11 protein-coding genes and 1 riboswitch are annotated in these 11,761 nt (G+C 64.9%); of the genes, 5 read left to right on the plus strand and 6 right to left on the minus strand.

The window, feature by feature from the left end:
- Positions 1 to 12: 12 nt before the first annotated feature.
- From cpdA to BVH06_RS05755, 3 genes are all read right to left on the minus strand, one after another.
- Entirely contained in the window at positions 13 to 831 is an 819-nt protein-coding gene (gene cpdA, locus BVH06_RS05745; protein ID WP_075933494.1) for a 3',5'-cyclic-AMP phosphodiesterase, read from the minus strand.
- Positions 832 to 945: 114 nt separating this feature from the next.
- Complete coding sequence (locus BVH06_RS05750) at positions 946 to 1,398, minus strand: DUF1249 domain-containing protein (RefSeq protein ID WP_075932339.1); 453 nt, start codon at positions 1,396 to 1,398, stop codon at positions 946 to 948.
- On the minus strand, positions 1,389 to 2,006 hold the full coding sequence (locus BVH06_RS05755) for an NUDIX domain-containing protein (protein WP_075932338.1): 618 nt from the start codon (positions 2,004 to 2,006) through the stop codon (positions 1,389 to 1,391). The genes BVH06_RS05750 and BVH06_RS05755 overlap by 10 nt, the downstream gene beginning before the upstream one ends.
- 171 nt (positions 2,007 to 2,177) lie before the next feature.
- Between BVH06_RS05755 and BVH06_RS05760 the strand changes: the two genes are divergently transcribed.
- Positions 2,178 to 2,933, plus strand: coding sequence for an RsiV family protein (locus tag BVH06_RS05760; RefSeq protein WP_256575137.1), 756 nt, complete (start codon positions 2,178 to 2,180; stop codon positions 2,931 to 2,933).
- Positions 2,934 to 3,030: 97 nt separating this feature from the next.
- Here the strand turns inward: BVH06_RS05760 and thiC are convergent, their stop codons facing one another.
- Positions 3,031 to 4,917 carry a phosphomethylpyrimidine synthase ThiC gene (gene thiC / locus BVH06_RS05765; RefSeq protein WP_075933496.1) on the minus strand — a complete coding sequence of 629 codons (1,887 nt, stop codon included), beginning with the start codon at positions 4,915 to 4,917 and terminating at the stop codon, positions 3,031 to 3,033.
- 309 nt (positions 4,918 to 5,226) lie between these two features.
- Positions 5,227 to 5,333: riboswitch (TPP riboswitch) on the minus strand.
- Positions 5,334 to 5,473: 140 nt separating this feature from the next.
- Between thiC and BVH06_RS05770 the strand changes: the two genes are divergently transcribed.
- Positions 5,474 to 6,904, plus strand: coding sequence for a TolC family outer membrane protein (locus tag BVH06_RS05770; RefSeq protein WP_075933497.1), 1,431 nt, complete (start codon positions 5,474 to 5,476; stop codon positions 6,902 to 6,904).
- 170 nt (positions 6,905 to 7,074) lie between these two features.
- Here BVH06_RS05770 and waaA read toward each other — a convergent pair whose 3' ends face one another.
- Positions 7,075 to 8,355: a lipid IV(A) 3-deoxy-D-manno-octulosonic acid transferase gene (gene waaA / locus BVH06_RS05775; RefSeq protein WP_075932335.1), complete on the minus strand. Its 1,281-nt coding sequence runs from the start codon at positions 8,353 to 8,355 to the stop codon at positions 7,075 to 7,077.
- A gap of 51 nt (positions 8,356 to 8,406) precedes the next feature.
- The gene (locus BVH06_RS05780) at positions 8,407 to 9,294 is read right to left on the minus strand and encodes a LysR family transcriptional regulator (RefSeq protein WP_075933498.1); all 888 of its coding nucleotides are present in this window, start codon (positions 9,292 to 9,294) and stop codon (positions 8,407 to 8,409) included.
- 86 nt (positions 9,295 to 9,380) lie between these two features.
- On the opposite strand from BVH06_RS05780, the gene BVH06_RS05785 reads away from it, so the two are divergent.
- The 3 genes from BVH06_RS05785 to BVH06_RS05795 are packed head-to-tail and all read left to right on the plus strand — an operon-like array spanning position 9,381 to position 11,758.
- A complete protein-coding gene (locus BVH06_RS05785) occupies positions 9,381 to 9,713 on the plus strand; it encodes a multidrug efflux SMR transporter (RefSeq protein WP_013793240.1) in 333 nt (110 codons plus the stop codon).
- 39 nt (positions 9,714 to 9,752) lie between these two features.
- Positions 9,753 to 10,925 (plus strand): FAD-binding oxidoreductase, encoded by a 1,173-nt coding sequence (locus tag BVH06_RS05790; RefSeq protein ID WP_075933499.1) that lies wholly within the window; start codon positions 9,753 to 9,755, stop codon positions 10,923 to 10,925.
- Positions 10,922 to 11,758 carry an aldo/keto reductase gene (locus BVH06_RS05795; RefSeq protein ID WP_168172892.1) on the plus strand — a complete coding sequence of 279 codons (837 nt, stop codon included), beginning with the start codon at positions 10,922 to 10,924 and terminating at the stop codon, positions 11,756 to 11,758. The genes BVH06_RS05790 and BVH06_RS05795 overlap by 4 nt, the downstream gene beginning before the upstream one ends.
- The last annotated feature ends 3 nt before the right edge of the window (positions 11,759 to 11,761 follow it).

An 11,761-nucleotide genomic window follows, 5' to 3' on the forward strand; every position in this document is an offset into this window, starting at 1 on the left:
GGCCTGCGCGCCTCAGTAGCCGCCAACGCTGTAGTCGGGCTCGAACACGAAGCCTTCGACCCGAGACACACCAGTATCCAGACGCCCGTCATCGTGCAGACGCAGCCAGCGATAGCCTGGCGCCGCGCTGTCGGCCTGGAAATCCTCACTGCCCGGCGTGAACTGCACGCAGGTGGAAGGCGAGGCCAATAGCCGCAGGTCACCGCGCTGGGTGTCGATGGTCTGGTGCACATGCCCCCAGAGCACGGCGCGTACCTGGGGAAAGCGCTGCAGCAGGTTGAACAGGGCATCCGGGTTGCGCAGGCCGATCGGCGCCATCCACTGGCAGCCGATATCCACGGGATGATGGTGCAGGCAAACCAGGTGGTGGCGATCCGGCGCTTCGCTCAGCGCCCGCTCCAACAGCGCCAACTGGGGCTCCTGGAGATAGCCCGGTACGGCGCCGGGGATGGACGAGTCGAGCAACGTGATACGCCAATTGCCCAGGTCGACGACCGGCTCGAGCAGGTCGGTGCCCACGCAGGCGGTCTGCATGGCGGGAATGTCGTCATGATTGCCCGGAATCCAGCGTGCCGGGGCGTCGATCGCGGCGCTCAATTCGACGAAACGCTCGTAGGACGCTGCGCTGCCGTCCTGGGACAGGTCACCGGTGGCCAGAATCAGGTCGATGGCCGGCTGCTCCTTGAGCACCTGCTCGATCACCCGGCGCAGGCTGTCGGCGGTATCCATGCCCAGCAGTCGGCCGTCCGCATCGGCGAACAGATGGCTGTCGGTAATCTGCACCAGCAGAACCGAAGAATCGGCAGAGGGGGAAACGGCCGCACGCGCCAAGGTGCTTCTCCTTGAATGAGTGCGAATTATGGAATCGTCAAACGAGGTGGTAAACCCGTAAACAAGCACTGGTTCACAGAAATCCGATGCAACTTCATGGCCAAAGGCCATCAATCACATCAACGGCTCGGTTTCATGCCCGCAGGCCAGGCAGTGACTCAACCATTCGCCGAGAAACACGTTGAGCTGAGTTTTCTCGTCCGGCTGGTGCATGGCGGCGTTGGGATAAGGATAAATGCCGCGAAAGCGTCGCGCGCTTTGAGCACCGGTAACCTCGGCCATGCGCGCATCATGGTAGACGCGCACTTCCAGCTGCGGCACCGGCAGCCACGGCAGGCTGTGCTCCTGGCGCACCTGTACCGTGGACGTATACGGACAGCTCTCGACCACTTCCAGCGCCAGCACGCCGAGCTGCCGCTCGCCCTGGCTGAGCGCGACCCGCCGAGCCCCCTGGGTTTCTCGCATGCCGGGCAGCAGGCGCATCAGCCGCGCATAGTTGGCTTCGCAAGCCGCCTGCAGCTCGATCAAGTCGACCCGGTAGCGCTCGCGCAGCAGATTCAACCCCATAGCCCCCTGACCTCGGCACGGTTGAGCGCCAGCCACTGCAGGGCGATGATGCTCGCCGCATTGTTGATCTTGCCGTCCTTGACCGCCTGCAGCGCGTCCTCGAAGGGCCATACCTGCACGCGGATGTCCTCGCCCTCTTCCTCGAGGCCGTGAATACCGCCCACGCCAGCGCTGTCGCAACGGCCGAGGAACAGGTGTACGAACTCGTCCGAGCCACCTGGCGAGGGGAAGTAGCGGGTTATCGGCCACAGCGAGGTCAGCGTCAGCCCGGCCTCTTCCTCGGCTTCGCGTAGTGCGACTTCGTCCGGCTCCTCGTGCTTGTCGATCAGCCCAGCCACCAGTTCGACCAGCCACGGGTTGGTGGTCTTGTGCATGGCGCCGACGCGGAACTGCTCGATCAGCACCACGCTGTCGGTCACCGCGTCGTAAGGCAGCACGCAGACGGCATCGTGGCGGATGAACAATTCGCGGCGCAGCACCGGGCCCATTTCGCCGGAAAACTGCCGATGGCGCAGGTGAAAGCGATCCAGACGGTAGAACCCGCGGAAACATTCCTCACGTTCGATGATTTCCACCGCGTCCGGGCCGGGGTTGAAGGTTTCGGTCATCAGCTGCTCTCTCGTTCACCTACATATTGGAACCATCCTAGGGGCTGTTAAGGCTCTCCCGCAAGCGACGTATCGAAAGCCTGGCCGATCTGCCCGCATTGGCGAATAATCGCGAACTCCCCTGCCGTCAGGCAGTCGAACGCCCGTCCTCTGCCAATGGCTTTTTCCTGCATGAACATGTCCCAAGTTGCCCGTCTCGGTGCTCTTTTCAGCCTTGCCCTACTGCTCGGCGCTTGCCAGAGCCTGTCCCGTCCCGACGCGCCGGCGGGGGTGGCGACCACCCATGAGAAGTGGGAGCACAAGCCAGCCGACTGCAGCGCCCAGGATTGCCCGCTGGTCAACGTCGAACTGCAGCGCGTGGCCGATCAACCGGCCCTCAATGCACGCATCGAAGCCACCCTGCTCGACTTGGTGAAAGCCGCCACCGGCACGCGCCCCGCGTCGCTGGCCGAACACGAGCGTGACTTTCTCGCCAACGGCAAGCCAGGCTGGGTGAGCTACCTGCAGGCCAAGGTACTTAGCCAGCATGACCAACTGGTGGTGATCGAGCTGTCCAGCTACCACTTCATCGGCGGCGCCCACGGCGTACCCGGTCGCACCTACCTCAATTACGACCGTGAACAGAACGAGGTGCTGAGCCTGCAGGACATGCTGGTGCCCGGCGAGGAAGCGGCGTTTTGGCAGATCGCTCAGCGCGCCCACCAGGCCTGGCTGATCGCCCAGGGCCACGGCAACGATGTGGAATACCGCAAGACCTGGCCGTTCGAGCGCACCGCCAATATCGCCCTGAACCCCGATGCGGTGATGCTCAAATACGATGTCGCCCGCCTGGCGCCCTACTCCGACGGCCATCCGGAAATCCTGATCCCCTACAGCCAGTTGCAGGGCATCCTGCGCCCGGCCTACATGCCTGGCGCCGCACGCTAGAGCGGGATTGCTAGGGTCTGTTGCCGTTTCAACGCGAGCCGTGCGTGAAACGGCAACAGACCCTTGGCGCAGGCGCGATATTCGTCGCGCCTGAGGTTTACACCTGCCGGTAGATCACCGAGCCTTCTTCCTTGAAACGCTCGGCCTGTTCCTTGAAGCCGGCTTCGACCGCCTTGCTCTCGTCCGACAGACCGTTCTCCTTGGCGTACTCACGTACCTCCTGGGTGATCTTCATCGAGCAGAACTTCGGCCCGCACATCGAACAGAAGTGAGCGACCTTGGCCGAGTCCTTCGGCAGCGTCTCGTCGTGGAAGCTGCGTGCGGTATCCGGGTCGAGGCCGAGGTTGAACTGGTCTTCCCAGCGGAACTCGAAGCGCGCCTTGCTCAGCGCGTTGTCGCGGATCTGCGCACCCGGGTGACCTTTTGCGAGATCGGCGGCATGCGCGGCGATCTTGTAGGTGATGATCCCGGTCTTGACGTCATCCTTGTTCGGCAGGCCCAGGTGCTCCTTGGGCGTGACGTAGCAAAGCATGGCGCAGCCGAACCAGCCGATCATCGCCGCACCGATGCCCGAGGTGATGTGGTCGTAGCCCGGCGCGATATCGGTGGTCAGCGGGCCGAGGGTGTAGAACGGCGCCTCGTCGCAGCATTCCAGCTGCTTGTCCATGTTCTCCTTGATCAGTTGCATCGGCACGTGGCCGGGGCCTTCGATCATGCACTGCACGTCATGCTTCCAGGCGATCTTGGTCAGCTCGCCGAGGGTTTCCAGCTCGCCGAACTGGGCGGCGTCATTGGCGTCGGCGATGGAGCCCGGACGCAGGCCGTCGCCCAGCGAGAAGCTGACGTCGTAGGCCTTCATGATTTCGCAGATTTCCTCGAAATGGGTGTAGAGGAAATTCTCCTTGTGGTGGGCCAGGCACCACTTGGCCATGATCGAACCGCCGCGGCTGACGATGCCGGTGACCCGCTTGGCGGTCAGCGGCACGTAACGCAGCAGCACGCCAGCGTGGATGGTGAAGTAGTCCACGCCCTGTTCGGCCTGTTCGATCAGGGTGTCGCGGAACAACTCCCAGGTCAGGTCTTCAGCCACACCGTTGACCTTTTCCAGCGCCTGGTAAATGGGTACGGTGCCGATCGGCACCGGCGAGTTGCGGATGATCCATTCGCGGGTTTCGTGGATATGCTTGCCGGTGGACAGGTCCATCACCGTGTCCGAGCCCCAGCGGATGCCCCAGGTCAGCTTGGCCACTTCTTCCTCGATGGAGGAACCCAGGGCCGAGTTGCCGATATTGCCGTTGATCTTCACCAGGAAGTTGCGGCCGATGATCATCGGCTCCAGCTCGGTGTGGTTGATGTTGGCCGGAATGATGGCGCGGCCGCGGGCGACTTCCTCGCGGACGAACTCGGGGGTGATTTCCTTGGGAATGCTGGCGCCGAAACTCTGGCCGCCATGCTGTTCCTTGAGCAGGCCGGCGGCGCGGTGCTCGGCGAGCTTCATGTTCTCGCGAATGGCGACGTATTCCATCTCCGGGGTGATGATGCCCTGACGTGCGTAGTGCATCTGGCTGACGTTCTTGCCGGCCTTGGCCCGGCGCGGGTTGCGCACGTGGGCGAAGCGCATCTTGGTCAGTTCCTCGTCGGCCAGGCGGCGCTGGCCGAACTCGGAGGACAGGCCATCCAGGCGCTCGGTGTCGCCGCGATCCTCGATCCAGGCGCTGCGCACGTCGGCCAGGCCCTTGCGCACGTCTATGGTTACGCTTGGGTCGGTGTAGGGGCCGGAGGTGTCGTAGACGGTGACCGGCGCGTTGATCTCGCCACCGAAGTCGGTAGGTGTGACATCCAGGCTGATCTCACGCATCGGTACGCGAATGTCCGGGCGACTGCCCTGCACGTAGATTTTCTGTGAGCGTGGGAAAGGCTGGATCGACTGCTGGTCGACCTGGGCGGACTCACTGAGGTTCTGCTGTTGTTGTTTGACGCTCATCGGTTGGCTCCTCGGCTGGATGTCGGGGAGAACCTGACGGACACACGCGATGAGCCAACGCCGAGCCCGGGCTGCTTGAACATGCGGAGATCGTGACGAGCGCCGGCATGATCAAACAGCCAGGGCGCGGGCACACCACGAGTGTGGTGTGGGGGAATCCACCATGCAGATCGATGAAAAACTATCTGCGTTGCCATCGCGGCGTTAAAAACCGGCTCAAAATGCTCATGTACTACTCGTACACTCCGCTTTTTCGCCACTTTTTGCCTTGCGCTGGCTGCCTCGCCTACGTTTTTAAACGATCTGTAGAGGTGGATACCTCTTGTTCCCTACGCAGGCCTTAACCTGATCAGGTTCAACGGGATCCGGAACTCTCCGATCTCAGCCTCCGATTCGAGGCACCCCGACAAGAACCCGGCCAGTCTACTGACAGCCGCGGATGGCGGCAATCGCGAGCAGACCCGCCGGTCGCATTGCGGCCACTGACGCCGCGCCTTGACCACCCCGGTGGCCGGGCTTAGTCTCGCCTGCTACTGCCCCTCTAGGATCCACCGACATGCTGCGCAGACTCTCCCTGGCCGTTGCCGTGACCGCCACTTCAACCGCCACGGCCTGGGCAGAACCCGCGCCGCTATCGGTGCGTACCGACCTGATGTCGGTGTACCAGGAAGCCGCCGCCAACAATGCCGACCTGGCCGCGGCCCGCGCCGACTACCAGGCCCGCCGCGAGGGCGTGCCCCAGGCCCGCGCCGGCTTGCTGCCGAATCTCAGCGCCGGCGCCCGGATCAACGACACCCGCACCGCCCTGCAGCAGCCTGCGGCCACCCAGTCGCGCAGCGCCACGGTCTACCAGGCCAACCTCAGCCAACCATTGTTCCGTGCCGACCGCTGGTTCCAGCTGCAGGCCGCCGAAGCGGTCAGCGAGCAAGCCGCCCTGGAGCTTTCGGCCAATGAACAGAACCTGATTCTGCAGAGCGCCGAAGCCTATTTCTCAGTGCTGCGCGCCCAGGACAACCTGGCCTCGACCAAGGCCGAAGAAGCCGCCTTCAATCGCCAGCTCGACCAGGCCAACGAGCGCTTCGATGTCGGCCTCTCGGACAAGACCGACGTGCTGCAGGCCCAGGCCGGCTTCGACAGTGCCCGCGCCAACCGCATCACCGCCCAGCGCCAGGTCGACGATGCCTTCGAGGCGCTGATCACCCTGACCAACCGCGAATACCGCAGCATCGAGGGCATCCAGCACAGCCTGCCGATCCTCACCCCGATGCCCAATGACGCCACCGCCTGGGTCAACACCGCGGCGGCCCAGAATCTCAACCTGCAGGCCAGCAACTTCGCGGTGAATGCCGCCGAGGAAACCCTGCGCCAGCGCAAGGCCGGCCATGCGCCGACCCTGGACGCGGTTGCCAGCTACCAGCGCGGCGACAACGACGCCTTCGGCCTGAGCAACCCCAACTACACCGGGCAGAGCTACGGCAGCGACGTGTCGCAACGCAGCATCGGCCTGGAGCTGAACATCCCGCTGTACAGCGGCGGCCTGACCAGCTCCCAGGCACGCGAGGCCTACCAGCGCCTGAGCCAGTCCGAGCAGCGCCGCGAAGGCCTGCGCCGTGAAGTGGTGCAGAACACCCGCAACCTGTACCGGGCGGTGAATACCGATGTGGAAACCGTGCAGGCGCGTCGTCAGTCGATCATCTCCAACCAGAGCGCGCTGCAGGCCACGGAAATCGGTTATCAGGTCGGCACTCGCAACATCGTCGACGTGCTCGACGCCCAGCGCCAGCTATACAGCGCCGTGCGCAACTACAACGACGCGCGCTACGGCTACATCCTCAACAACCTGCGTCTCAAGCAGGCCGCCGGCACCCTCAGCCCGGCCGATCTGGAGGCACTGGGCGCCTACCTGAAACCGGACTACAACCCGGATCGCGATTTCCTGCCGACGGATCTGGCCAAGGCTGGCGAAACGAAGCTGCAGGGCGAGTAAGCATGCGGGCAGTCAGGACTAGGAATATAAAGGCGGTTGTTAAGCAGCCAATCGTGGGAGCGCGCCATGCGCGCGAATTCGCGGGCATGGACTAGGCGTCCCCGCGCGCTCCCACATGAATCGAGGCTGTGCGCAGCGTTGCGGCCACATCCAGGCCAATTGAGCAGGCCTTAAACGAGCAGCCTTCCCAACCCATCCAGCAGGCGTTTCAACGCCCCCTGATTGGCCTTGAGCACCGCCAGCCCGGCATCGCGCATCTCGGCTGCTCTTGCGGGATTACTCAGCAGCATTGCGACCTGATCGCCGAGCGCATCGGCATCCGCGACTTCGCTGAGCGCGCCGTGCTCGAGCAGTTGCGCGGTGATTTCCAGAAAGTTGAAGCGGTGCGGCCCCATGATCACCGGCAGGCCCAGTGCAGCCGGCTCCAGCGGGTTGTGGCCGCCGGTCTCGACCAGGCTGCCGCCGACGAAGGCGATATCGGCCAGGGCGTAGAGAAACATCAGCTCGCCCATGCTGTCGCCGAGCAGCACCTGCACATCGTGACCCACCGCTTCGCCCGCGGAGCGCCGCACGTAGCTCAAGCCCGCTTCACGCAGTTGCGTCGCGGCCGTATCGAAACGCTCCAGGTGGCGCGGCACCAAAATCAGCAAGGCATCCGGCTGGCTGGCGAGCAATCGCCGGTGCGCCTGGATCACCAGCGCATCCTCGCCCTCGCGGGTGCTCGCAGCGATCCACACCGGCCGCTGCCGCGCCTGCCATTGCTCGCGCAGCGCGCTGGCGCGTGCACTCAGCTCGGCGTCAACCTGTTGGTCGAACTTGATCGAGCCGGTCACCTCGACGGCTTCGGGTCGCGCGCCAAGGGCGATAAAGCGCTCGGCTTCGACCTGCGTCTGCACTGCGAGCAGGTTCAGCTCGGCGAGCATCGGCGCGGTAAGTTTGGCGAAACGCCCGTAGCCCCTGGCCGAACGCGCGGACAACCGACCATTGGCCAACGCCACCGGAATGCCGCGGCGGGCACATTGGTGGATGTAGTTGGGCCACAGCTCGGTCTCCATGATCACCGCGAGCTTCGGTCGCACCTGCTTGAGAAAGCACGCTGCGGCCCAGGGCATGTCGTAGGGCAGGTAGCAGTGCTGCACCCGGCCGGCGAACTGCGCCTCGGGAAACAGCGCACGGATGCGCTCGGAGCCGGTGGGCGTCATGCAGGTCAGGGTGATCGGCAGATCCGGATAGCGGGCCAGCAGCTCACGCACCAGCGGTGCCGCGGCGATGCTTTCACCTACCGATACGGCGTGCACCCAGATACCGCCGGGGCGCAGTGGCGGCAGCAGGGCGAAGCGTTCGCCGATACGATTGGCATACGCCGGCGCACGCCAGGCGCGCCAGGCCAGGCGCAGGCCGATCAGCGGCAGACAGAAGTGAAACAGCAGGCTATAGAGATGTCGGTTCATGGCGGCGAAGCTTAGGGTTGCCGGCGGGGCAGCACAAGTCGCGCCACGGGCTCATGCCTTGAGCACTCGCAACCGTTCGGCCAACGCCGCAGCCAGCCACTGGGCGGCCGGCCCGAGCGCCTCGTCGCGGCGGAATACCATTTCCAGCGGCAACGGCGGCGCGATCCAGTCGCTGCGCAGCTCCACCAGATGGCCCTGATAGGTCGGGTACTGGGCCACGTGCCGCGGCAGGCAAGCCCAGCCCAGGTTGCGCATCAGCAGCTCGGCCATCGAGTAGAAGCTGTCTGCATGCCAGGCTGAGGGGCTGATCCGTTCGTTGCCCGGGTACTGGGTGTCCTGCAGGGTGATCAGCAGTTGGCGGTGGCGCGCCAGCTCACGGCGCCCGACCGCGCCGGCCTGCGCCAGGGGATGGCCGGCCCCGCACACCATGACCATTTCCACCATGCCCAGGCGCCGCCGTTCGAGCTCCGCCGGCATGCCCTCATGGTGGAACAGCAGGCCAAGATCGGCACGCCGCTCGATGAGCCGACGCGCCACCACGCCCTGCCCGCCACTGGTCATCTGCACTTCCACGCCTGGAAAGGCTCGTGCCAGGGCCTCGAGACTGTCGAGCACCGGAGGCAGCGGCAAGGCCTCATCCTGGGCGAGCCGCAGGCAGGCCTCCTCCCCCTTGGCCAGGCCGAGCGCTCGGCCCTCCAGCCGCTCGCACTGGCGCAACAACTCGCGCGCCTCTTCCAGCAGCGCCTGGCCGGCCTCCGTCAAACGTGGCTGACGCCCGCTGCTACGCTCGAACAGACGGACACCGAGGTCATCTTCCAATGCGGCCACCGCCGTGCTGACCGCCGACTGCACGCGACCCAGGCGACGCGCCACGGCCGAAAACGAACTGCCCTCGGCGACTGCAACGAAGACGTCTAACTGCTCAAGACTCCAGCGCACAACCTATCTCCCACATAGATAGGTAATCAGTTTACCTAACAGCAGGCGACGGTAAAATTGGCAGCCTGTCAAGAGGAGTGCTGCCGATGAATGGTTATCTCTATCTCGCCCTGGCGATTGCCGCCGAAGTCGTCGCCACCACCTCCATGAAGGCCGTGGATGGTCTGAACAAACCCCTGCCGCTGCTGCTGGTGATCGCGGGCTACAGCATCGCCTTCTGGATGCTGATCCTGGTGGTGCGCACCATTCCAGTGGGTATCGCCTACGCCATCTGGGCCGGGCTGGGCATCGTGCTGGTCAGCATCGCGGCAATGTTCGTCTATGACCAGAAACCGGACCTGCCAGCCGTGCTGGGCATGGGCCTGATCGTCAGCGGTGTGGTGGTGATCCAGCTGTTCTCCCGCGTCACCGGCCACTGAGCGTTATACTGCGCACCTGTTTTTCTGAGAGGCGCCCGCATGTCCCAAACTCTGAGCACAGACGTCCTGATCGTCGGCGGCGGCGTCGCCGGCCTGTGGCTGAACGCACGGCTGCGCGCCAAGGGCTACGCCACGCTGCTGGTGGAGCGCGAAAGCCTGGGCGGCGGTCAGAGCGTCAAGTCCCAGGGCATCATCCACGGCGGCGCCAAGTACGCCCTGCATGGCGCCCTGAGCGGTGCATCGGAAGCCATCGCCGACATGCCACGGCGCTGGCGCGAGGCGCTGGATGGCACGGGCGAGTTGGATCTGTCTGGCGTGCGTCTGCTTTCCGACGCCCATTACCTGTGGTCGCCAGGCACGCTGGCCGGCAACCTGACCAGCTTCTTCGCCAGCAAGGCGGTACGCGGGCGGGTCGACCAGGTCAAGGGCGAGCAACTGCCTCCGGCGCTGCAGAACCCGAAATTCAAGGGCAAGGTCTATCGCCTGGCGGAATTGGTGGTGGACGTGCCCAGCCTGATCACCCGCCTGGCCGAGCTCGCTGGCGACAGCCTGCTCGCCGCCGATGCCATCGAGCCACTGCACGAGAACGGCCAACTGGTTGGCCTGCGTGTCGATGGTCGCGAAATCCGCGCCCAGCGCATCGTGCTCAGCGCCGGTCGCGGCAACGCCGACCTGCTGGCCAGCCTTGGCATCGCCCAACCCAGCCAGCAACTGCGCCCGCTGCACATGGTGATGGTCAAAGGGCCGAGCCTCAAGCCGCTGTACGCCCATTGCCTGGGCGGAGGCCCCAAGCCGCGGATCACCGTGACCAGCCACCCGAGCGCCGATGGCGAATGGGTCTGGTACCTGGGCGGTGATCTGGCTGAAGCGGACGGCGTAGCCCGCGACGAAGCCGCGCAGATCGAAGCCGCGCGCAAGGAGCTCACCCAGCTGCTGCCCTGGATCGATTTGTCCACAGCCCAATGGGCGACCCTACGTGTCGAGCGGGCGGAACCCGCGCAAAGCGGCCTGGTGCGGCCGGACAATGCTTTCCTGAGCGACCAGGGCGCCCTGCTCGTCGGCTGGCCAACCAAGCTGGCCCTGGCGCCGGACTTCGCCGATCGCGTGCAGAGCCATCTCGAGCGCGACGGCATTCGCCCGGCGGCTCAAGCTGCCTTGCCCGAACTGCCACGCCCGGTTATCGGCCGTACTGCGTGGGAGGCAGCATTCTGATGCGCGACCTGCACGAGCTGCATCGCCCGCTGGGCTCCACCGGCCTGAGCGTTTCCCCCCTTGGTTTGGGCACCGTCAAACTGGGCCGTGATCAGGGCGTCAAGTACCCCAACGGCTTCACCATTCCCGATGACCAGCAGGCGCTGCAGTTGCTCGGCCTGGCCCGGGAGCTGGGCATCAATCTGCTCGATACCGCGCCGGCCTACGGCACCAGCGAACAGCGCCTCGGCCCGCTGCTGCGCGGCCAGCGCCACGATTGGGTGATCGTCAGCAAGGTGGGCGAGGAGTTCGACAACGGCCTGTCGCATTTCGATTTTTCCGCCGCGCACACCCGACGCTCGGTGGAGCGCAGCCTGAAACGTCTGGAAACGGACTATCTCGACCTGGTGCTGGTGCACTCCAACGGCGACGACCTGGCGATCCTGCAGCACGAAGCGGTCTACCAGACCCTCGCCGAGCTCAAGCAGGCCGGGCTGATTCGCAGCTTCGGCTTCTCCGGCAAGACGGTCGAGGGTGGTCTGCTGGCACTGGAGCGCGGCGACTGCGCCATGGTCACCTACAACCTGGGCGAGCAGCAGGAACGTCCGGTATTGGACTATGCTGCCAGTCACGCCAAAGGCGTGCTGATCAAGAAAGCCCTGGCCAGCGGCCATGTCTGCCTGGACAGCGGTGTCGACCCGGTACGCGCCAGCTTCGAGCTGATCTTCGCTCACCCGGGTGTGGGCAGCGCCATCGTCGGCACCATCAACCCACTGCATCTGGCGCACAACGTGGCAGTGGCTGCCGAGGTTATTGTCGGCACTAAAAGTGGTAACAGAGGATCAGCAGAGTGATGA

The sequence above is a fragment of the Pseudomonas sp. PA27(2017) genome, from assembly GCF_001945445.1.
Lineage (GTDB): Bacteria > Pseudomonadota > Gammaproteobacteria > Pseudomonadales > Pseudomonadaceae > Aquipseudomonas.